This is a genomic window from Streptomonospora arabica (genome assembly GCF_039531585.1).
Classification (GTDB): domain Bacteria; phylum Actinomycetota; class Actinomycetes; order Streptosporangiales; family Streptosporangiaceae; genus Streptomonospora; species Streptomonospora halophila.
In genome coordinates, this window is sequence record NZ_BAAAQI010000004.1 from 94,464 (window position 1) to 114,320 (window position 19,857).

18 protein-coding genes are annotated in these 19,857 nt (G+C 74.1%); 9 read left to right on the forward strand and 9 right to left on the reverse strand.

Annotated features, from left to right (window positions below; all coding sequences use genetic code 11):
* Nucleotides 1–26 precede the first annotated feature (26 nt).
* The 4 genes from infB to rimP all read right to left on the reverse strand — a co-directional run bounded on the left by infB (nt 27) and on the right by rimP (nt 5,060).
* On the reverse strand, nt 27–2,999 hold the full coding sequence (gene infB / locus ABD284_RS08920; RefSeq protein ID WP_344142141.1) for a translation initiation factor IF-2: 2,973 nt from the start codon (nt 2,997–2,999) through the stop codon (nt 27–29).
* Between the two features lie 215 nt (nt 3,000–3,214).
* Nucleotides 3,215–3,529, reverse strand: coding sequence for a YlxR family protein (locus ABD284_RS08925; RefSeq protein ID WP_344142142.1), 315 nt, complete (start codon nt 3,527–3,529; stop codon nt 3,215–3,217).
* On the reverse strand, nt 3,513–4,553 hold the full coding sequence (gene nusA / locus ABD284_RS08930) for a transcription termination factor NusA (RefSeq protein ID WP_344142143.1): 1,041 nt from the start codon (nt 4,551–4,553) through the stop codon (nt 3,513–3,515). Before nusA ends, ABD284_RS08925 begins: the two co-directional genes overlap by 17 nt.
* A 24-nt stretch (nt 4,554–4,577) precedes the next feature.
* Nucleotides 4,578–5,060 carry a ribosome maturation factor RimP gene (rimP, locus tag ABD284_RS08935; protein ID WP_344142144.1) on the reverse strand — a complete coding sequence of 161 codons (483 nt, stop codon included), beginning with the start codon at nt 5,058–5,060 and terminating at the stop codon, nt 4,578–4,580.
* Nucleotides 5,061–5,575: 515 nt separating this feature from the next.
* On the opposite strand from rimP, the gene ABD284_RS08940 reads away from it, so the two are divergent.
* Together ABD284_RS08940 and ABD284_RS08945 are read left to right on the forward strand one after the other, a co-directional pair.
* The gene (locus tag ABD284_RS08940; protein WP_344142145.1) at nt 5,576–6,088 is read left to right on the forward strand and encodes a ferritin-like domain-containing protein; all 513 of its coding nucleotides are present in this window, start codon (nt 5,576–5,578) and stop codon (nt 6,086–6,088) included.
* The gene (locus ABD284_RS08945; protein WP_344142146.1) at nt 6,089–6,550 is read left to right on the forward strand and encodes a ferritin-like domain-containing protein; all 462 of its coding nucleotides are present in this window, start codon (nt 6,089–6,091) and stop codon (nt 6,548–6,550) included.
* A 260-nt stretch (nt 6,551–6,810) separates the two neighbouring features.
* Here the strand turns inward: ABD284_RS08945 and ABD284_RS08950 are convergent, their stop codons facing one another.
* The gene (locus tag ABD284_RS08950; RefSeq protein WP_344142439.1) at nt 6,811–8,550 is read right to left on the reverse strand and encodes a proline--tRNA ligase; all 1,740 of its coding nucleotides are present in this window, start codon (nt 8,548–8,550) and stop codon (nt 6,811–6,813) included.
* Nucleotides 8,551–8,888: 338 nt separating this feature from the next.
* Between ABD284_RS08950 and ABD284_RS08955 the strand changes: the two genes are divergently transcribed.
* Nucleotides 8,889–9,725, forward strand: coding sequence for a spermidine synthase (locus tag ABD284_RS08955; RefSeq protein ID WP_344142147.1), 837 nt, complete (start codon nt 8,889–8,891; stop codon nt 9,723–9,725).
* A gap of 14 nt (nt 9,726–9,739) precedes the next feature.
* Here ABD284_RS08955 and ABD284_RS08960 read toward each other — a convergent pair whose 3' ends face one another.
* Nucleotides 9,740–10,426 carry a hypothetical protein gene (locus tag ABD284_RS08960; RefSeq protein WP_344142148.1) on the reverse strand — a complete coding sequence of 229 codons (687 nt, stop codon included), beginning with the start codon at nt 10,424–10,426 and terminating at the stop codon, nt 9,740–9,742.
* A gap of 412 nt (nt 10,427–10,838) precedes the next feature.
* On the opposite strand from ABD284_RS08960, the gene ABD284_RS08965 reads away from it, so the two are divergent.
* The 6 genes from ABD284_RS08965 to ABD284_RS08990 all read left to right on the forward strand — a co-directional run bounded on the left by ABD284_RS08965 (nt 10,839) and on the right by ABD284_RS08990 (nt 17,470).
* The gene (locus ABD284_RS08965) at nt 10,839–11,846 is read left to right on the forward strand and encodes a DMT family transporter (protein WP_344142149.1); all 1,008 of its coding nucleotides are present in this window, start codon (nt 10,839–10,841) and stop codon (nt 11,844–11,846) included.
* Nucleotides 11,847–11,974: 128 nt separating this feature from the next.
* On the forward strand, nt 11,975–13,231 hold the full coding sequence (locus ABD284_RS08970; protein WP_344142150.1) for a sensor histidine kinase: 1,257 nt from the start codon (nt 11,975–11,977) through the stop codon (nt 13,229–13,231).
* A complete protein-coding gene (locus tag ABD284_RS08975; protein WP_344142152.1) occupies nt 13,228–13,893 on the forward strand; it encodes a response regulator in 666 nt (221 codons plus the stop codon). Before ABD284_RS08970 ends, ABD284_RS08975 begins: the two co-directional genes overlap by 4 nt.
* Nucleotides 13,894–14,113: 220 nt before the next feature.
* Nucleotides 14,114–15,367, forward strand: a complete 1,254-nt coding sequence (locus tag ABD284_RS08980) for a cytochrome ubiquinol oxidase subunit I (RefSeq protein ID WP_344142153.1) — start codon at nt 14,114–14,116, stop codon at nt 15,365–15,367.
* A 46-nt stretch (nt 15,368–15,413) separates the two neighbouring features.
* On the forward strand, nt 15,414–16,532 hold the full coding sequence (locus ABD284_RS08985; protein ID WP_344142154.1) for a cytochrome d ubiquinol oxidase subunit II: 1,119 nt from the start codon (nt 15,414–15,416) through the stop codon (nt 16,530–16,532).
* 569 nt (nt 16,533–17,101) lie between these two features.
* On the forward strand, nt 17,102–17,470 hold the full coding sequence (locus ABD284_RS08990) for a hypothetical protein (protein WP_344142155.1): 369 nt from the start codon (nt 17,102–17,104) through the stop codon (nt 17,468–17,470).
* A gap of 369 nt (nt 17,471–17,839) precedes the next feature.
* On the opposite strand, the gene ABD284_RS08995 is transcribed toward ABD284_RS08990, so the two are convergent.
* The 3 genes from ABD284_RS08995 to ABD284_RS09005 form a co-directional block, all read right to left on the reverse strand.
* On the reverse strand, nt 17,840–18,145 hold the full coding sequence (locus ABD284_RS08995; protein ID WP_344142156.1) for a Dabb family protein: 306 nt from the start codon (nt 18,143–18,145) through the stop codon (nt 17,840–17,842).
* Between the two features lie 344 nt (nt 18,146–18,489).
* Complete coding sequence (locus ABD284_RS09000) at nt 18,490–19,266, reverse strand: class I SAM-dependent methyltransferase (RefSeq protein WP_344142157.1); 777 nt, start codon at nt 19,264–19,266, stop codon at nt 18,490–18,492.
* Between the two features lie 98 nt (nt 19,267–19,364).
* Complete coding sequence (locus tag ABD284_RS09005) at nt 19,365–19,634, reverse strand: DUF6406 domain-containing protein (protein ID WP_344142158.1); 270 nt, start codon at nt 19,632–19,634, stop codon at nt 19,365–19,367.
* Nucleotides 19,635–19,857: the final 223 nt, after the last annotated feature.

Genomic DNA, 19,857 nt, shown 5'->3' on the forward strand with positions numbered 1-19,857 from the left:
GGGTCCGCGGAGGACCGCGGCCCCGATCAGTCGCGAGGCTTCTCGCGCATCTCGTAGGTCTCGATCGTGTCGCCGATGCGGACGTCGTTGTAGCCGACGCCGATACCGCACTCGAAGCCCTCGCGGACCTCGGTGGCGTCGTCCTTGAACCGCCGCAGCGAATCCACGTTGAGGTTCTCAGAGACGACGATCCCCTCGCGGATGAGCCGCGCCTTCGTGTTGCGCCGGATGGTGCCGCCGCGCACGATCGAACCGGCGATGTTGCCGACCCGCGGGACCTTGAAGACCTCGCGGATCTCGGCGGAGCCGAGCTGGACCTCCTCGTAGATGGGCTTGAGGAGCCCCTTGACCGCCGCCTCGATCTCGTCGATCGCCTGGTAGATGACCGAGTAGTAGCGGATGTCGACGCCCATGCGGTCGGCGAGCTCGCTGTTCTTGCCCTCCGGGCGGACGTTGAACCCGACGATGATCGCACCGGCCGACGCGGCCAGGTTGATGTCGTTCTGCGTGATCGCGCCGACGCCGCGGCCGATGACGCGGATGTCGACTTCCTCGCCGCCGACGTCGATCTTGGACAGCGACTCCTCGAGCGCCTCGACCGACCCGGACATGTCGCCCTTGACGATCAGCAGCAGCTCGTTGCGCTCGCCCTCGGCCAGCGCGTCCTTCCAGGTGTCGATGGTGACCCTGCGGGTCGACCGGCTCTGCTGGGCGAACCGCTCGCGGGCCTCGCGCTGCTGGGCGATCTGGCGGGCCACCCGGTCGTCCTTGACGACCAGGAAGCTGTCGCCGGCGCTGGGCACGTTGGTCAGACCCAGCACCTGCACCGGACGCGAGGGCTCGGCGCTCTTCACGTTGATGCCGTGCTCGTCGAGCATGGCCCGGACGCGCCCGTAGGCGTCGCCGCAGACGATGGAGTCGCCGACGTTGAGCGTGCCCCGCTGCACCAGCACCGTGGCCATGGAGCCGCGGCCGCGGTCGAGGTAGGCCTCGATCGCCAGCCCCTGGGCCTCCATCTCCGGGTTGGCCCGCAGGTCCAGCGCCGCGTCGGAGGTCAGCACGACCGCCTCAAGCAGCGAGTTGAGGTTCTCGCCCCGCAGGGCGGAGATCTCGACGCACTGCACGTCGCCGCCGAACTCCTCGGCGACCACGCCGTACTCGGTGAGCTGGGCGCGCACCCGCTGCGGGTCGGCGCCCTCGACGTCGATCTTGTTGATCGCCACCACGATCGGGACCTCGGCCGCCTTGGCGTGGTCGATGGCCTCGGCCGTCTGCGGCTTCACGCCGTCGTCGGCCGCCACCACCAGCACCGCGATGTCGGTGGCCTGGGCACCGCGGGCACGCATGGCGGTGAACGCCTCGTGGCCCGGGGTGTCGATGAAGGTGATCTTGCGGTCTTCGCCGTCGACCTCGGTGCCGACCTGGTAGGCGCCGATGTGCTGGGTGATGCCCCCGGCCTCGCCGCCGACCACGTTGGAGCTGCGGATGGTGTCCAGCAGCTTGGTCTTGCCGTGGTCGACGTGGCCCATGACGGTGACCACCGGCGGACGCGGACGCAGGTCCTCGTCGGTACCGGCGTCCTCGCCGAACTCGATGGAGAAGGACTCCAGGAGCTCGCGGTCCTCGTCCTCGGGGCTGACGACCTCGACGTTGTACTTCAGCTCGTCGCCGAGCAGCTGCAGGGTCTCGTCCGGCAGGGACTGCGTGGCGGTGACCATCTCGCCCAGGTGCAGCAGCACCTGCACCAGCGACGCCGGGTTGACCTCGACCTTGTCGCCGAAGTCGGCCAGCGAGGCCCCGCGCGACAGGCGGATGGTCTGCCCGTTGCCGCTCGGGATCTTCACGCCGCCGAACGACGGCGCCTGCATGTCGTTGAACTCTTGGCGGCGCTGCTTCTTGGACTTGCGCTGGCGACCCGGACGCCCGCCGGGACGACCGAACGCGCCCGCCGTACCGCCGCCGCGGCCGCGACCGCCGCCGGGACGGCCGGCGAAGCCGCCGGGACGACCGCCGCCGCCACCGCTACCGGGGCGCGGACCCGCGCCGGTGCCGGCAGGAGCGCCGCGCCCGCGACCGCCTCCACCGCCGCCGCCGGGGCGGCCGCCACCGCCGCCGCTGCGTCCGCCGCCCGCGGGCGCCGGACGGGACGAGGGCATGTTCATCGGGCTGGGCCGCGGACCGCCCGGCCGGGGACCGGCGTTCGCCGGGTTGGGCCGGGGACCGCCGGCGCCGGGAGGACCCGGGCGCGGGGCCGGACGCGGCGCACGGTCACCGCCGCCGGAACGCGTGCCGGCACCGCCCTGGCCGCCGCTTTGACCGCCGCTCTGGCCGCCCTGGCCGCCGCCCTGCTGCGGGCCGGGCCGCGGGCCCGGGCGCGGCGCGGGCTTGGAGCCCATGCCGGTCGCCGTCGACGCGAACGGGTTGTTGCCGGGGCGCGGCCCGGTCGAACGCGGACCCGGGCGCGGGGCCTTGCCGCCGTCGGAGGAGGAACGCTCGCTCCGCTCGGGGCGGCCGCCGCCGGGCTTCTCGGACTTGGACTGGCCCGGACGCGGTCCGGGCTTGGGGCCAGGCTTGGGCGCGGCGCCCTTGGGCGGACCGGAGCCGGCGCCCGCGCCGGAGCGCGGACCGGACTGCGGTGCCTGGGCGGCGCGCTCGGACTGGCCGCGCGCGGGCTCCTGCTCGCCGCGCTCAGGCTCCTGGCGCGGGCCGGGCTTGGGGCCCGGCTTGGGCGCCGCGGGGCGCGCGGGCGAGGCGCCTGCCTCGGCCCCGTTCGCGGGTGCCTGCGGACGCGGCTTCGCGCGGTCGCCGCCACCGGACTGCTGGGGGCGGGACTCGCCGGAACCGTTGTTGAAAGCTTCCTTGAGACGACGAACGACGGGCGCCTCGATGGTCGATGACGCCGACCGAACGAACTCACCCATTTCGTTGAGCTTGGCCAGAACGGCCTTGCTCTCGACTCCGAACTCCTTCGCGAGCTCGTATACCCGGACCTTCGCCACTGCTCTCCTCTACTCGGTCCGGGACATGGGCTTGTTCCGGACCGTCGCTAGCTTGACGTACTCATCGCTGCGTACTCATCGAGCGCTCATCGCAATCTCGACCCGCTTCCTCGTCGTTACACAACAATGGGTCGACCACGTCGCAGATGCCGACATGGCAAGACCCGCCGCCGTACGGTTTTTACAACCATTGGGGCGGCGTGATCATTCCAACCCTATCCGGATCCCGGTGCGTCGCCAACGCGCGGACCGGCGGCGAACAGGGCGTCGACGCGCGAGGTGTCGAGGCCCTGCGCGGACCGAAGCGCCCGCGCCAGGCCTCCCCGCCGCTTCGCCGACTCCCAGCAACCGGGATCCGCGTGCAGATACGCACCCCGACCGGGCATACGCCCGGGAGGGTCCGGCACCGCGGCCCCGGAAGAGGCCACCAGCCGCATCAGGTCGGACTGAGCTGCCCGCGACCTGCACCCGACGCACGTGCGTACGGGACGGGATCGGCCGCGGCTCCCCAGTCTAGCGCGTCGGCGCATCTGCGTGCCCGGTGGGCCTTCCGGGGTCGTCGTCGGGCGAGGCGTCGATGGACGTCTCGTCGGGGTCGCCGGGGTCCGCGTCGGACCGGATGTCGATGCGCCAACCGGTCAGCCGGGCGGCGAGGCGGGCGTTCTGCCCCTCTTTGCCGATCGCCAGCGACTGCTGGTAGTCGGGAACGGTGACGCGGGCCACCTTCTCGGCTTCGTCGAGCACCTCGACGTGGCTGACGCGCGCGGGCGAGAGCGCATTGCCCACGAAGACCGCGGGGTCGTCGGCGTGGTCGATGATGTCGATCTTCTCGCCGTTGAGCTCGGCCATGACGTTGCGGACACGGCTGCCCAGCGGGCCGATGCAGGCGCCCTTGGCGTTGACTCCCGACTTGTTGGAGCGCACCGCCATCTTGGTGCGGTGGCCGGCCTCGCGGGCGATGGCCGAGATCTCGACGGTGCCGTCGGCGATCTCGGGCACCTCCAGCTCGAAGAGCTTGCGCACCAGGTTGGGATGGGTGCGCGAGAGCGTGACCGAGGGGCCGCGGTGGCCCTTGCGGACCTGGACCACGTAGGCGCGCAGGCGCTCGCCGTGGCCGTAGTCCTCGCCCGGCACCTGCTCCTGGGGCGGCAGGATCGCCTCGACCCTGCCCAGGTCCACCAGCACGTTGCGGGGATCCTTGCCCTGCTGGATCAGGCCTGAGACGATCTCGTACTCGCGCCCGGCGAACTCGCCCAGCGTGAGCTCGTCCTCGGCGTCGCGCAGGCGCTGCAGGATGACCTGCTTGGCGGTCGAGGTCGCGATGCGGCCGAACCCGGTGGGCGTGGCGTCGTACTCGCGCAGGACGGCGCCGCCCTCGTCGGTCTCGGCCGCCCATACGGTCACGTGCCCGCTCGTGCGGTCCAGTTCGACGCGCGCGGAGGACTCGGTTCCCTCCTGGCGGTGGTAGGCGATCAGCAGAGCGTCCTCGATCGCCTTGACGACGAGGTCAACCGAGATGTCCTTCTCGCGCTCAAGGCTGCGTAGGACACTCATATCGATATCCACGGGGCTCCCCCTCTAGTCCGCCGCGTCCACGTCGGATCCGCGGCGGAATTCCACCTGGACCTTGCCGCGCCCCAGGTCAGAATAGCCATAGGAGCGGTTCTGACCGTCGACCTCCAGGGTGACACCGGAATCGTCGGCGCCGGTCACGCGCCCTTCCACCTGGCCGCCGTCGGCGGTCGCGGCCCGCACGAGGCGGCCGCGCGCACGCCGCCAGTGGCGGGGCAGGGTAAGCGGGCGGTCGACACCCGGCGAGGTCACCTCGAGCACGTAGGGCGCCTTGCCCATGGCGTCGGACCCGTCGAGCGCCGCGGAGATCTCCTGGCTCACCTCGCCCACGGCGTCGAGGTCGACGCCGTCGTCGGAGTCGACGACGACCCGCAGCAGCCGCCGCTTGCCCGCCGGGGTGACCTCGATCGCCTCCAGTTCCAGGCCGACTTCGGCCAGGACCGGCTCGACCAGCTCGGCGAGACGGTCGTGGCGAGCCTGCGCGCCCATCGGTGATCCTCCTCGGCGAATTCCGCCCGCGGACGGATGTCCGGGGCGGTCCAGCTATAGCGGTCGTCCACCGCACGTCGCGGCGACGTCGTGTGATGTCAAGGGTATCCACTGTCGGCGGTTGCCCATGCCCGAACAACCCTCCTTGTCAGCGCAGAGTCCTCGCCGGACGCCGCGATGCGCGGCGGCACCGGCGCGCGATCGGTCGTCCGGGGCGCCCGGCGCAGGCGCGGCCGCCGGAGCGTGAGGCGTCCGGATACGGGCGCCCGCCCGGCTCGGCGCCTCCGTTCGGGCCCCCGGCCCCGCGGCGGGCCGCCTGCACCCGTGCGCCTGCGCGCACCCACAGCGCCGGTCATGGAAGGATGGGGGACCGATCCGCACCCCGGTGTCCGGGATGTCGCCGGCAACCGCTGCCGGACGGCCCGGCGCGGCCGCCGGCAGTGTGCGGCACCCCGCTGGCACGGCGAACGGTCTCACCCCGGCACGTCCGGGGATCTTCCTGGTGAGGAGGGAAGGTGGGCAACGACTACGGCGCCGTCAGCCGCCGTACGGTCGTCGCCGGCGCGCTGGCGGGGATCGCCGCGGCGGCGCTGAGCGGCTGCCAGGGGCCCCGGTGGTACCCGAGCGAGATCAGCCCCGACGAGTACGTACTGCGCGCGGTGATAACCGAGAAGCGCAGGCTCATCGCGCGCTATGAGGCCGGTGTCTCCGCGGGCGACGGCCCGGTCGACCTGCTGGAGCGGGTGCTGGGACACCACCGCGACCACCTGGCCGCGCTGCGCGAGCGGCTGCCCGAGCGGCCGGGCCGCGAACCGGAGGCCCCGGAGACCGAGAAGAGCCCCGGCCCCGGTCCCGCTCCCGTGGGCGACGAACCGGTGCCGGTGTCGGGGCTGCGGGTGGCCGAGCAGAGCGCGGCGGCCTCGCGCGCCCGCCAGCTCGCCCGCCTGTCCGACTCCGGTCTGGCGCAGCTCGTCGCGTCCATCGGCGCCTGCGAGACCGGCCACGCCCGACTGCTCTCGGAGGCCTGATTGTCCGCGAGTCCCGAGAACGGCGAGTTCGGCACCGTTCCCGCCCTCCAGGCGGCACTGCACGCCGAGCACGCCGCCGTGTACGCCTACACCTACATCGGCGCCCGGTCCGGCGGCCGGCAGCGCGAACGGTGCTACGAGCACCTGGAGGCGCACCGGGCCCAGCGCGACACCCTGCGGGTGGAGCTGAACGAGCGCGGCGCCACGCCCGACCCGGGCCGGCCCGCCTACGAGCTGCCCGAAAGCGACCGCGACTCCGACCTGGACGCCTACGCCCAGCGGGTCGAGCGCCAGGCGGCGCAGGCCTACCTCGAACTGGCGGCCGCGCCCGCGGCGGCGGTGCGCGGCCTCGCGCTGCGCTCACTGCAGGACACCACGCTGCGCGGGATGGAGTGGGGGACCCGGCTGCCGGTGTTCCCGGGCTTCGTGCAGGGCACACCGCCGTCCCAAGCCGGAAGCTGAGGCGGCGGTGCGCGTCGGGGCGCGTCTGACGGGTCGCTGTCCTCCTGCGCGGCGCCCCGGCACCGCTCCCGCCGCGTTCTCCTCAGTCGACAGGCGCCCCGCCCCGGTTCCTTCCCCGGCCGCGTGAGAGCGGCACCGCCTCCTGCCGCAGCGCCCCGCGCCGGAACAACGGCCCCCGCGCCTCGGGCGCGGGGCGCACCCGAGTGCGCCGCCCGCTACAGACGGACCCGTCAAGCACACCCGTGCGCGTTCGGCGGGGGTCAGCCCGCCGCGACGGCCGAGGCGACGCGCTCCGCGGCCCCCTCCAGCGCGATCTCCGCACGCTCGCCGGAGGCGCGGTCGCGCAGCTCCAGTCTGCCCTCGGCCAGGCCCTTGCCCACGATCAGGCTGGTGGGCACGCCCAGCAGCTCGGCGTCGGTGAACTTCACGCCCGGGGACACCCCCTTGCGGTCGTCGACGAGCACCCGCACGCCGCGCTGCTCCAGCTCCTCGGCCAGGCGCAGGGCGACCTCGATCTGCTCGCCCTTGCCGGTGCCCACCACGTGCACGTCGGCGGGTGCGATCTCGCGCGGCCACACGATGCCCTTGTCGTCGTGCGACTGCTCGACGACGGCGGCGACCACGCGCGAGACGCCGATGCCGTAGGAGCCCATGGTGACGCGCTTGGGCTTGCCGTCGGCGCCCAGCGCGTCCAACTCGAAGGCGTCGGTGTACTTGCGGCCGAGCTGGAAGATGTGGCCGATCTCGATTCCGCGGGCGGAGTAGAGCGTGCCGCGGCCGTCGGGCGAGGGGTCGCCCTCGCGGACCTCGGCCGCCTCGATCGTGCCGTCGGGCACGAAGTCGCGCCCGCACACCAGGTCCAGCACGTGGTGGTCGGCCTTGTCGGCGCCGGTGAGCCAGGAGGTGCCCTCGACGACGCGCGGGTCGACGAGGTAGCGCAGCTTGTTGGCGAGCAGCCCGTTGGGGCCCACGTAGCCCTTGACCAGGAAGGGGTGGGCCGCGAAGTCGGCGTCGTCCAGGAGCTGCACCTCGGCCGGGTGCAGGGCGGCCTCCAGGCGCTTCATGTCGACATCGCGGTCGCCCGGCACCCCGATGCCCAGGACCTCCCAGTCGTCGGCGCCGGGAGCGCGCGTCTTGACCAGCACGTTCTTCAGCGTGTCGGCGGCGGTGAAGGTGCGTCCGAGCCCCGCGGCGTTGAAGAAGCCCACCAGCGTCTCGATGGTGGGGGTGTCGGGGGTGTGGTGCACCTGCGCCTCCGGCAGGCCCTCAACGGACGCGGCGGGCGGCGCGGGGGTGCTCACGGCCTCGACGTTGGCGGCGTAGTCGGAGGCGGTACTGCGGACGAAGGTGTCCTCGCCGGTGGGGGTCTCGGCCAGGAACTCCTCCGAGGCGGAGCCGCCCATGGCGCCGGACTGGGCCGAGACCGCGACGTAGCGCAGCCCCAGCCGGTCGAAGATGCGGATGTAGGCCCGGCGGTGCAGGTCGTAGGAGTGCTGCAGGCCCTCGTCGTCGAGGTCGAAGGAGTAGGAGTCCTTCATGTGGAACTCGCGCCCGCGCAGTACGCCGGCGCGCGGGCGGGCCTCGTCGCGGAACTTCTCCTGGACCTGGTACAGGATCACGGGGAAGTCCTTGTAGGAGGTGTACTCGCCCTTCACCAGCGAGGTGAACAGCTCCTCGTGGGTGGGGGTGAGGGCGTAGTCGCCGCCCTTGCGGTCGCGCAGCCGGAACAGGGCGTCGCCGTACTCGGTCCAGCGGCCGGTGGCCTCGTAGTACTCGCTGGGCAGCAGCGTGGGCAGCAGCATCTCCTGGCCGCCGATGCGGCCCATCTCCTCGCGGATCACCGCCGCGACGTTGTCCAGCACGATCTTGCCCAGCGGCATCCAGGAGTAGATGCCGGGCGCGGCGCGGCGGACGTAGCCTCCGCGCACCATCAGCCGGTGGCTCGGCACCTCGGCGTCCGCCGGGTCCTCGCGCAGGGTGCGCAGGAACAGGGTCGACATCCGCAGCACGGCCACTCCTCAAATCGGTGTCACTAGGTCCGGCCAGGTCCGGTCGCCTCAGCCGCCCGCTCCGGCTCCGTGCGGGCGGGCCGCGGGTCGCGCGCCGTCCGACCGCACCCGGGTACGGGGGCGGCTCCGCAACAGCGCGCCTCGCCCGCCGCGGGCGGTAGGTGAGAGGAGTTCCAGGCTAGCGCCCACGGCGGGTGCGGGCATACGCCCGGCGGTGAGCGCTTCGGGGCCTCGGGGGCGGCCGCGGGCTCCGTGCCGCACCGCGGCGCCCGTTACCTTGGGATGCGGCCGGGAATCGGCGGCGAGACGCGAACAGGCGGGGTCGGCACATGGCGCACGGGAACGGGGCACAGACGCGGCGGCCCGAGGTCGAGCTGATGCGCGACGCCGACCGCGCCGACTCCTGGCTGCTGCTGGTCGACGGGACCCCGCAGTCGCACGTGGACCTGGCCGACCCCACCTACCTGGACTTCGAGTACGTCCAGCGGATCGGTCACGCGATCGACCTGGCATTTCCCGGCGGCGCCCCGGTCCGGACACTGCACCTGGGCGCCGGCGCGCTGACGCTGGCCCGCTACGTGGCGACCACCCGGCCCGGATCGCGCCAGCGGGCCGTGGACGACAACCCGCGGCTGATCGAGCTGGTGCGCGGGTCGCTGCCCTGGGACCGCCGCGCCGACCTGCGGGTGGCCACCGGCGACGCGCGGGAGTGGCTGGCGCAGCGGCGCAGCGGCAGCGCCGACCTGGTCGTGTGCGACGTCTTCACCGGCGCGCGGACTCCGGCGGCCCTGACCTCGGCGGAGTTCTTCGCCGAGGTCGACAGGGTGCTGGACGCGGGCGGCCTGTGCGCGGCCAACGTGGGCGACGGCCGCCGGCTGCGCCACGTGCGCGCCCAGGCGGCCACGCTCGCCGCCGTCTTCGCCCACACCGCGCTGATCGCCGCCCCCGGGGTGCTGCGCGGCCGCCGGTTCGGCAACTTCGTGCTGCTGGGCTCCCAGAGCCCGCTGCCCACCGCCGAGCTGGCCCGGCGCGCCCACCGCGACCCCGACATGGCCGCACTGCTGGAGGGCGCGACCCTGGAGCGGTTCGTCGCCGGCGCCAAGGCGGTCGGCGACGCCGACGCGACCGACTCCCCCGCCCCGCCCGACGACGTGTTCGCGCGCTGAGCCCCGCCCGCCGGTCAGTCGGGCAGTTCGTGGTCCAGCAGGAAGGAGAACTCCGGGGTCTGGCGGATGCCGACACCGCCGTCGGCGTCGGGCTGGGTCGCCATGCCGGTGACGCGGCCGTTGCGCCACCAGATGATCTGGTCGGTCACCGGGTCGCCGTCCTGCACCAGGCTCTGGAACGTCTGGTAGAGGAACGGGATCAGCGAGGCCGAGCGCTTGCTGCGCAAGACCGCGTAGAGCATGGTGTTGGGCGAGGGCAGCATGACCACCGCGCCGTAGGGCATGGGCTCCTGGGCGACGTCGACCAGCCGCATCACATGCGAGGATCCCGGCCAGCCGATCCCGTGGACCACGTGCACCGGGGTGTCGGCACTGGTGTTGAAGGTCTGCAGGTCGTAGGGCTCGTAGGCAAGGTTGCGCATGGCCGCGAACCACAGGTCCTGCTTGCCGACCCCCCATGCGCGCGCGTGCCGGACGTCCAGCACGGCGGCCTCGTAGGTCTGCGGGTTGGTCCGGTAGCACAGCAGCGCGGTCAGGCGCGGGTTGACCGAGTACGCGAGCTTGTCGGTGCCCAGGCCCGAGGGGTCGCCGGTCAGGACGATCCGCAGGTGGGGCTGTGCTGCGGCGAACGGCTCGGCCAGCAGCCGGCTGTGCGCGTCGGGCGGCGCCGGCTGCCCGTGGGGGTTGTAGGGGGCGTTCATCGCGGTTTCGGTCGCTCCTGACTGGCTGCGGTCGGCGGGCCGGCGTCTGTCCGCCGCCCGGGCGCCCGTCGCGGCCGTGGGCCGGGGGCAGGGCGCCTGCGGGGTGCGGTCGGGGCGGGGCCGCGGTCCGCGACGGCCGCGAACGGCGTCGTCGGAAGTATCGCATCCGCGGGCGGCCGTCCGCGCCGCCGATGGCCCGGTGATCCGGTGACCGGGTGCGGTGCGCTAGCCTCACCGCCATGCTGTGTGGAACACGGCTCTTCGCCGCTCCCCCGCTCTGGAGCTGACCGAGGGCCGCGCCGCGGGGCGGCACCGGGCGCGCCGCCGCACGGGCGTGCCCGAATGCGCACGGGTCTGCGCCGCGGCCCCGCCGACGGGTCCCCCGACCGCTGTCGACTCCGGAGCGCCGACCGTGTCCGATCCCGCTCTCCCTTTCGCCCGCGCCGCCGCTGCCGGCGCGCTTCCTCCGGCCCCGCCGCCCGCGGGCGGCTCCGACCGCGCCGAAGGCACGCGCCGCGGATTCGCCCTGCTGGCGGCCGCCGGGCTGCTGTGGGGCACCAGCGGGCCGGCGGGCCAGAGCCTGCAGGCCGCCGGGGTGACGGTGCTCGCCGTCGCCTGCTACCGGCTGCTGTTCGCGGGGGCGGTGATCGGCGGGTGCCTCGCGCTGGCCGGGCGGCTGCGGCGGCTGCCGCGCACTCGCGGGGTGGTGGTGCGCCTGCTGGTCAACGGGCTGCTGCACGCGGTCTTCCAGTGCTGCTACTTCGCCTCGCTGACGCAGCTGCCCGTCGGCCTGGCGACCCTGGTCAAGATCGGCAGCGTGCCGGTGTTCGTCGCCGCCGGGATCTGCCTGGCCGCACGGCGCGCGCCGCAGGCCCGGCTGGCGTTGTCGGTGCTGCTCGCCGTGGCGGGACTGGCCCTGCTGATCGGGTTCCCCGCGACCGCCGCCGGCGCAGGCGAGATCGCGCTGGGCATGGCCCTGGCGCTCGGCGCCGGGCTGACGTTCGCGGTGATGACGCTGCTCAACCGGTCGCCGGTGGCCGGACTGGACCCCCTGTCCAACGCGGGCCTGGGGCTGCTGATCGGCGGCGTGCTCCTGCTGCCCGCCGGTCTGGCCGCGGGCATGGCGGTCCCGTTGGAGCCCGCGCCGGCGGCCCTGCTGGTGTACCTGGGCCTGGTCCCCACGGTGTTCGCCTACCTCGCCTACTTCGGCGGCGTGAGCCGCGCCTCCGACGCCGGGGCCGCGGTCGGCACGCTCGCCGAGCCGCTGACGGCGGCGCTGCTGTCGATGGCCCTGCTGGGCGAGGAGATGACGGCGATCGGCGCGGTCGGCGGCGTGCTCCTGGCCGCGTCGATGGCCACCGACTACGCCGCCGGTGTGCGGGACCGGCGCAGGCGGCGCCGGAGGCGGAAGGCGGCGTGACCGCGCGGACGGCGCGGACGGCGCGGACAGCGCGGTGCCGCCGTGTACTCCCGGCGGAGTAGCCGCGCGCCCGCGGAACCTTCCCGCGGAGGACGGGACGCGGGCAGTCCGGAGCGTAACGTCGAAGGGTGCTGTCTGGACTCATGCCCCTGCGCGGCGATGCGCTGACGGCCGCCGTCGCGGCCGTCGTGGTCATCGGTTCGCTCACGGTCGTCCAGGGGGCCTCCGGCACCGCGGACGTGTGGCGGGCGGTGATGCCGTGGGGCATGGCGCTGATGGTCGCCGCGGTCGCCGCGCTGGCGTGGCGCAGCCGCTTTCCCGTGCCCGTCGCGCTGGTGGCCGTCGCGGCGTCCACCGTCTACTACCCGCTGGGCTTTCCCGACGGCGCCGTCGGGCTGGCCGGAGTCGTCGCCCTGTTCGGGCTGGCCGCCGACGGATACCGATGGCAGGCCTGGACTCTGGGCCTGGCCCAGTTCCTGGTCATCCACGTCTGGGAGGCGGTCGTCTTCGGCTCGCCGCGCCTGGACTCGGCGGTGGCCGTGCTGGAGATGGTGCTGGTCGTGCTGATCGCCGGCGAGGTGGTGCGCCGGCGACGGGAGAACCGGACGCTGGAGCGCGACCGCGCCGACGAGGCCGCGCGCGGCCGGGAGGAGGTCCTCCTGCGCCGCGCCTCGGAGGAGCGGGTGCGGCTGGCCCGCGAGGTGCACGACGCCGTCGCGCACAACATCTCGCTGATCAACGTGCAGGCGGGCACGGCGCTCTACCTGATGGATTCCCAGCCCGAGCGGGCGGCGGAGGCGCTGGCCACGATCAAGAGGACCAGCAAGGACACCCTGCGGGAGCTGCGCGCGACGCTGAACGTGCTGCGGTCCGTCGACGAGCAGGCGCCGCGCGCTCCGGCGCCGGGTCTGGAACGCATCGAGGAACTGGCCGACGGCGCCCGCGGTGCCGGACTGGAGGTGCGCGTGGTGCGCAGGGGCGGCGCCCCGCCACCGGGCGCTGCGGGCGCCGAGGCCGCGGCCTACCGCATCGTGCAGGAGGCGCTGACCAACGCGGTGCGCCACTCCGGGGCCGCCGCCGTCACGGTCGAGGTGGACTGCGGCGACGACGATGTGCGGGTGCTGGTCCGCGACGACGGCGCCGCCTCGGCGGACGGCTTCACCTCCGGCAACGGCATCACGGGGATACGCGAGCGGGTCGCCGCCCTGGGCGGGGACGTTGCGGTGGGGCCGTGTCCGGGCGGAGGATTCGCCGTGCGGGCCCGGCTGCCCGCCACCGCACACGCCGGCGCCCCGGCCGGGGCCACGGCCGAGGCGGCGGATTCGGCCGCGAACGGCGATGACGGCGGCCGCGGGGACCGGGTGCGAAGGGAGCGGCGCGGGTGATCAGGGTTCTGCTGGCCGACGACCAGGCGCTGGTGCGCGCCGGGTTCCGCGCGCTGCTGGACAGCGCCGAGGACGTCTCCGTGGTGGCCGAGGCCGCCGACGGCCGGGAGGCCGTGCGGCTGGCCGCGGCCGAGCGCCCCGATGTGGTCCTCATGGACATCCGGATGCCGGTGCTCGACGGCCTGGCGGCGACCCGGCGGATACTCGCCGACCCCGCGCTGGAGTCGGTGCGGATCGTCATCCTGACCACCTTCGACCTGGACGAGTACATCTTCGAGGCGCTGCGCACGGGTGCCAGCGGGTTCCTGGTCAAGGACACCGAGCCCGAGGACCTGCTGCAGGGTGTGCGTGTGGTGGCGCGCGGCGACGCGCTGCTGTCGCCGGCGGTGACGCGGCGCCTGATCGCCGACTACGCCGGGCGGCCCAAGCGCCCCGAACCCTCGGCGCGGCTGGCGGAGCTGACCGAGCGCGAACGCGAGGTGCTGGTGCTGGTGGCCGCCGGGCTCTCCAACGAGGAGATCGCCGAACGCCTCGTCGTCAGCCCCGCCACCGCGAAGACCCACGTCAGCAGGACCATGGTGAAGCTGCGGGTCCGCGACCGCGCGCAGCTCGTCGTCCTCGCGTACGAGAGTTCGCTGGTGGCGCCCGGCTGGATGGACTGACGGCCCCGACGGGCGGCCGATGCGGCTCGCTTCCGCTGCCCCTCGGGGACCCCCGACGCTTTCTGCGGGAACCCCCTTACGCCCGGAGCGGTAGCCGGCCCCTTCCGGCCGCCCCGGCCGGAGTAGCGGGGATGCCTCCCGGTGGACGATGTGCGGCGCGGTGCCGCGCGGCCATGATCGGCGACGTCATCCTCCACCGGACCCGTGAGGCGCCACCGCCATGTTCGACGACCCGCTCCTGCTGGCACGCGTGCAGTTCGCGCTCACCGCCGGCGTCCACTACCTCTTCGTCGCCCTGACCCTCGGGCTGGCTCCGTTCATTCTGTTCGGCCAGCTCGGCGCCACTGTGCGCCGCGACGACGCGCGGATGCGGGCCGTGCGCTTCTGGGGCGGCCTCTACGTCGTCAACTACGCCATGGGCGTGCTCTCCGGGCTGGTCATGGAGCTGCAGCTGGCGCTGAACTGGAGCGGGCTGAGCGACATGTTCGGCTACGCCTTCGGCGCTCCGCTGGCCGTCGAGACGATGGGCGCCTTCTTCGTCGAGTCGACCTTCCTGGGCCTGTGGATCTTCGGCTGGGACCGGATGAGCCGCTGGGCGCACCTGGCCTGCTTCGCGGTCGTGACGGCGACGGCCTACCTGTCGGCCTACTGGGTGCTGGTGGCCAACGGGTTCCTGCGCTACCCGGTGGGCCTGCGGATGGAGGACGGCGTGGCGCACGTCGCCGACCCGGCGGCGCTGATGGCGAACCCGTCGACGCTCATGGCGTTCGGCCACGTCTGCGTCAGTGCACTTCTGGTGGGCTCGTCGGTGGTCATCGCCGTCAGCGCCTACCACCTGGCCCGGCGCCACGACCCCGACCGGATGTTCCGCCGCGGCGTCCGCTGGGGCACCGCCGTGTTCTCGCTGGCGCTGCTGCCCACGGCCGCGATCGGAAGCATGCAGTTCATTCTTTACGACCGCACTCCGCCCGCCAGCGGACTGACCTACGGCCCCGCGGAGATCGCCGAGATCGAGGCCGGCGGCCGCGCGCCCGGCGTGTTCGGCGGCCTGGGCGACGCGCTGATGATGGGGTCCTGGGCGCTGATGTTCCTGATCGCGCCGGTGCTGCTGGTCGTGTGGCTGCTGCGCCGCCTGGACCGCTGGCGGGGCGTGCTGTGGCCGCTCGTGCTGCTGCCGTTCCTGCCGTTCGGGGCCAGCGTCGGCGGATGGCTGGTGCGCGAGACGCAGCGCCAGCCCTGGGCGGTGGAGGACCTGCTGACCACCGCCGACGCGATGACCGACATGACGCCGGCGATGGCCGCGGTCTCGTTCTCGCTGTTCACCCTCGCCTTCGCGGTACTGGCGACGGTGACCTACGTGCTGCTGGTGCGCTTCGCCCGGCTCGGCCCCGAAGGCGGTCCGCTGGCGCCCGCGCGCACCGGCGGCACGGAACCCGGCGGGGTCGCGGAGGACCCGCCGGTGCACACGTTCTGACCCGCGGCATTCGCCGACCGATCCTTCTCGCCCATTGGAGCACGCCGTGGAAATCCTTGCCGTTGTCCTCCTCGCCGGACTGGTGGCGGGGTATCTGGTGCTCGCCGGATGCGACATCGGGCTGGGCATGCTGATGCCCTATGCGGCCCGCACCGGAACCGAGCGGCGGCGCGCGGTCTCGGCCATGGCGCCCTACTTCCTGGGCAGCGAGGTATGGCTGCTCGGCGCGGTCGGTGTGGCCATGGGCCTGCTCCCCGAGCTGAAGGCCGCCGTGATCACCGGCATGTGGCCGGTGTTCGTGGCGCTGCTGGGCGGCTGGCTGTTCCGCGACGCGGGGCTGTGGATGCGCGGCCGCATGCGCGCGAGGGCGGGGCGGGCGGTCTGCGACATGGGGATCGTCGGCGGAAGCTGGACGCTGGCGCTGAGCTGGGGGCTGATCGTGGGCGGGCTGCTGGGCGGCGGCGCGGTGCTGACCCCGTTCGCGATCGCCTGCGCGCTGACCGCGGCCGCGCTGTTCGCCCTGCGCGGTGCGGCGTTCGGCGCCGAGCGGCTGGTGCCCGCCGCGGGTGCGGGAGAGGCGGGCGGGCGGGAGCCCGCTCGCGCGGCGGCGGCCGGGCCCGCCGGTGCCGGCTCCGTCGGTGTGCTCGCCGCGGGCGGGGCCGCAGCGCCGAAGGTGGCAGGCCGCTCGGCGGAGACCGGCCTCGGCGGAACCGGCGCAACCGGTGGTGCGTTCCCGGCGGGCGGTGAGGGAACCGCCGACACCGCTGTCGCGGCCGACACCGCCGCCCGGGCCACGCGCCCTCTGGCACGGGCCGCGCTCGCCGCGGGTCTCCTCGCAGCGGGCGCGTCGCTGCTGCCCGGCGGCGCGGCGCCGGACCGCCCGCTGGCCGCCGCGGCGGTCGCGCTCGTGCTGCTGGGGCTGCTCGCCGCGACCTCGGGGCTGTGGGGGCCGCGGCTGTCGCGGCACACCTCGGCGGCGGCCCTGGCGGCGGTTCCGGTGCTCGTCGCGGCGGCGGTGAACCTGCCCGTCGCCCCGGTTCCGGACGGCGTAAGCGTGCTGTTCTGGTCGGCCATGGCGCCCGTCGCCCCGTTCATGGTGCTCGGCCAGGTCTGGCTGTACCGGATGGTGCGCCGACCCGCGCCGGGGCCGGGGTTCTTCGCCTGATCCGGGAGCGGGCGGGCACGCGGGCCCGCCCAAAGCGCCCGCCCGGCGCCGCGCCGATCGCGAAGCCGGAGCGGCGGGGCCCGGCGCCGCGGAGGCAACACCGGTCGAACCCCGGGGACCGGTTGGCCGTGCCGTGCAGCGGGCACGTGTCGAAATGCAATGCCGCCCATGTGGGCATCCGGCGACCCGCTCCGAGGAGGCACCATGCCCGAGTCCGCCCCCAATCCGCCCGCCCCGGCCGGCTGCAGCTGCGGTTCCGGCTGCACCTGCGGCTGCCAGAGCGGCGGTCCGTGCAACTGCGGCGGCAGCTGCGGCTGACCGCCCCGTGCCGCCGGTTCCGCGCCCGCGCCGGAGCCGGCGGGCGCGCGGTCTCCGAGCGGCGCGCCCGGCCGACCGTGCGGGGCCGGACCCCAGATCCCTCCGGTCGGCGATACGCGAACACGGAACGAAACGGCGCGTCCAGCCGACATCACGCTCGGTAACCTGCGACAATCCACGTTCGGGGTAACACCGCCGACGGCCGCGGCGCATCGCGCGCGGGCGGCGCCGGCGCCGCAGGGGGAGGCCGCATGTCGCTCTCGGACATCTTCGCGTCCACGACCGGCCAGCTCGACGACCACGAGCGGCTGCGCATCTACGTCGAGGGGATCCGCGAGCGCGCGGCCAAAGCGGTGCCGTGGGGCCCCGACACCGTGGGGCTTCCGGCGCAAGCCGGCGAGAACGCGCTGATGCGGATCAACGACATCGCCTTCTACGCCAACGCCCGCGAGGAGATCATCTCCTTCGCCGACTTCTGCCTCGCCCTGCTGGACTCCCACCGCCCGCGCGATGCGGGCGCCCTCAGCAGCGGCAGGGTGACTCCGGCGCAGCGGTGCCGCTGCTGCATGCTGCGCTGGCCCTGCCCCACCGTGCGCGAGATGGCGCGGCTGGTGGACTGACCGCCTGCGGCGCCCGCCGGCCCGCCGGGGCCGTACCGCTGCACTCCGGACGCCACTGCGCGGGCGGTTCCTGAAGCGCCACCCGCCGGCGGCGGGGCGCGATCCACCGCCGGCAGGCGGCGCGTAGGCGCCCGGTGTCCGGTCCGCGCGGGAACCCCGCTGCGGACACTCACCATGCCGGGCCTCACTACCGAAAATAAATGTAGAACCGGTTCCACCGCAATAGCCCGCAAACGCTCGGCGCAGGCTGATGACGACGGGCTCCCGCCGGGCGAGCGCGGAGGGAGAACGCGATCCACTCCGGATCCGCTCGGGAAGCGGTGCCCGACCGGCGCTCCGCGGCCGCCCCGCCGGGCCGGCGCGTTCGGCTCAGCCGGCGCCGCCGGTGCGGATCTGCGCGGACGCCCGCTCGGCGAGCAGCGGGCGGATGACGCCCAGCGCCGCCTGGTGGTCGGGGTGGTCGCGGTAGGCGGCGTAGGCCTGCTCGTCGGCGACGTCGGCCACCACCGCGAAGTCGAAGGTGTCGGACCCGATCCCCAGGTCGGACCCGAAGTTGTAGGCGTCGAGCTCCGGGATCGCCTCAGGCAGCCGGGCGAGGACCTCCTCGACCTCGGCGACCTGGGCGGGCGTGGTGCCCTCGGACCAGCGGAACAGTGCGATATGCCGTAGTGCCATGGGGGTGAAGCTACTAGACGCCGGCGCTGCCCTCCGGCAACGGATCCGGCCCCAGGGGCGGGGGACAGCTCCTGGGGCCGGGCGAGGGGGAATCGCGGACGCACGGCCTTCGGACTGTGCGGGTCGAAGGCGAGACCGTGCGGTGGGGCACCGCGTCGTTGACGACGGTATCCGGGGTCCGGTCACACCGACGGCCTGATCGCATAACCGGAATGTCTCGATCGCCGGGAGCCGATCTCCGCCTCCGACAGCCTCACGTGCCGTGATAAACCACGAGTAAACGACACCGAACGCACAGGCGTCGGCTGCCCCGGCGCCCGCCGCGCGGGGCACCGGGCGGGCTCTCAGCCCTTCAGCCGCGCCTTCCACACCTCCTCGCCGGGCCAGCTGCGCGCCCAGTCCGCCGAAAGGTAGGGGTAGTCGTAGCCGGCGTCCGCGGGCGCCTCGATCTCGATGAGGTCCTCGACCTCGAAGCCGCAGGAGTGCAGAAGCCGCAGCATGTCGCCGTGGGGCAGGGTGAACTCGACGGATCCGCCCCACTCCAGCCGGCGCAGGCCGAACTGCCGGCGCCGCAGGGCGGCTCCCGCCCGCCCCTCCTCCGGACGGCACATCGCGAACAGCGGCGAGTACCGCAGGAACACCAGGCGGCCGCCCGGAGCCAGCAGACGCGCGGCCTCGGGGATCCAGCGGTGGGGATCGCACCACAGGGACGCGCCGTGCTCGCTGATCGCGAGGCCGAACACGCCGTCGCCGCACGGAACGTTCTCGGCGTCGCCCAGCACCAGCGGGAAGTCGATCCCGAACCTGCGCTGCATCCGGCGCGCAGTGTCCAGCTGCGCGGCCGAGACGTCCACCCCCACCGGCCGCGCGCCGGCCCGCGCCAGCCACGCCGATACATAGCCGGTGCCGCAGCCGAGCTCGACGGCGGCCGTTCCGGCCGGCTCGTCGGGCAGCAGCCGCAGCCGCGACTCGGGCACCGCCCAGTGGCCCCAGGCGGGCTCGGCGCGCGACCACTGGCCGGGGGCCAGGGTGGCGAAGTACGCGGCCGCGCCCTCGTCCCAGAAGGCGCGGTTGACGGCGACGTGCGGGGCGGGGGGTTCGGCGTGCGCGTCCGTCGGCATCGCACCATTGGACCCCGGAGCGCCGCCCGCCCACAACGACTTTTCCGCGCGGGCGCCCGGCGCCGTTGCGGCTGCGGGTCCGGTGGAGCGGTCGCGGATCAGCCCACGCGGACCGCCGTGAGGTAGGCGTCCTCGCCATCGGCGTTGACGATGTCGGTGATGCGCCACGTCTGGCCGCCGACGCTGAACGTGTCGCCTCTGCGGACGTCGATCATGCCCTGCTCGCGCCATTCCTCCGGGCCGCCGAGCTTGGCCGCGGGCGATCCGTCGTCTTCGAGCCAGAACCGCCCGCCACCCACGGGGCCGCCGACGAAGCGGTCGTTGCGGCCGTAGGTGATCTTCTCTTCCGCACCGATCTCGTGCTCCACGTCCGACCGACTCCCGTCTGTGCGCGCCAGTCCGTTTTGCGCCCATGCCGAGGATAGGCGGGCCCGGGGAATGGTGCTCCGCCTTCAGGTATACCGAACCTTACTCCGCTCCGCGTGCAATTGCAGGAAGGCTCGATTCATCCGGGGCCCCGATTCTCCGTGCGCACGAATTCGCAATTGCCCGCCGGGCGCCCCGGACCACCGGATTCCGGTCGCGGTCGGG